This is a genomic window from Escherichia sp. AM3 (assembly GCF_032029835.1).
In the GTDB taxonomy this organism is placed as follows: Bacteria; Pseudomonadota; Gammaproteobacteria; order Enterobacterales; family Enterobacteriaceae; genus Escherichia; species Escherichia coli.
The window spans coordinates 1-1,066 of sequence record NZ_JAVUPQ010000357.1 but is presented as its reverse complement, the minus strand read 5'-3'; the positions used below and the strand labels follow the sequence as shown (position 1 = coordinate 1,066).

General features: G+C 47.7%; 2 protein-coding genes and 1 pseudogene. All 3 read left to right on the top strand.

The genetic code is table 11. The features are described 5' to 3' along the window. Nucleotides 1-36 precede the first annotated feature (36 nt). Nucleotides 37-249 (top strand): ANR family transcriptional regulator, encoded by a 213-nt coding sequence (locus RTW80_RS25790; protein ID WP_001299730.1) that lies wholly within the window; start codon nt 37-39, stop codon nt 247-249. Nucleotides 250-494: 245 nt separating this feature from the next. Continuing rightward, nucleotides 495-569, top strand: a pseudogene (locus RTW80_RS25785) (endonuclease); the annotation flags it as partial. Nucleotides 570-872: 303 nt separating this feature from the next. Next, nucleotides 873-1,066, top strand: a 194-nt coding sequence (locus tag RTW80_RS25780; protein ID WP_404999387.1) for a Hok/Gef family protein, incomplete at its 3' end; no start/stop codon positions are given.

Below are 1,066 nucleotides of genomic sequence, written 5' to 3'. Positions count from 1 at the left end.
CAATAATACTGACGACTAAAAGGGAGGAGCAGAAAAATGAATGGATTCAGAAACAGTTCACGGAACGGTCAGGTCTGGCGTTACCAGCGTGCCGGCGGGCGGGCCGTTATTCTGGAGGTCAGTGGACGCTGGATGGAAGCGGCAGAAGCATGGCGACGGGCTGCCTGCATAGCTCCCCGGACAGACTGGCAACAGTTTGCCCGGAAAAGGGCTGAACACTGCCACCGGCGCTGCCGGGGAAGGGTGTAACGAAAAAAGCAGCCTTCATTACTCCAGGAGTCAGAAGGCTGAAAGGAGTTTATGAGATTTGCTTTTTTTAATATCCGGTCGGGCAGTATGACCGGCCAGTTCTGAGTAGCACAGAGTTTTTTCCGTATTAAGTCGCGATTTTATATTTTGTGATTAATTTCACAAAATAAGGTCTTATTCAATGTGTGCTGCGATATTCAGGGGGGCTGAAATACAGGTGCCATTTATCTGATATGGAGAATAACATGAGGAAATATATTCCACTGGTATTATTTATCTTTTCATGGCCGGTATTGTCTGCAGATGTTCACGGGCAGATTTATGCACCAGACAGAATGAATGTTAATTAGTTTATGAATACAACAGGGGCTGATCAGCAATCACCGGAACATCGTAGCTGACGCGTTCGCAATGCTCAGTTGTCCCCCCCGGAAACGGGAAAAAGTAAGTTTTCCCCCGCTCCCGGCGTTTTTGTAACAAAAACAGGCAAATGGGGGTAATAGTCAGCAACAGGGAATGTGGTATGATCGCGGCGGGTGTTTGAGCCTTTCTGGTTCAGGCAAGACGCAGGTACCAGAAATGCGAAGACCCCACTCGTTAATCCATTAACTCGTGAGGTCTGCATGAAGTACCTTAACACTACTGATTGTAGCCTCTTCTTTGCTGAGAGGTCAAAGTTTATGACGAAATATGCCCTTATCGGGTTGCTCGCCGTGTGCGCCACGGTGTTGTGTTTTTCACTGATATTCAGGGAACGGTTATGTGAGCTGAATATTCACAGAGGAAATACAGTGGTGCAGGTAACTCTGGCCTACGA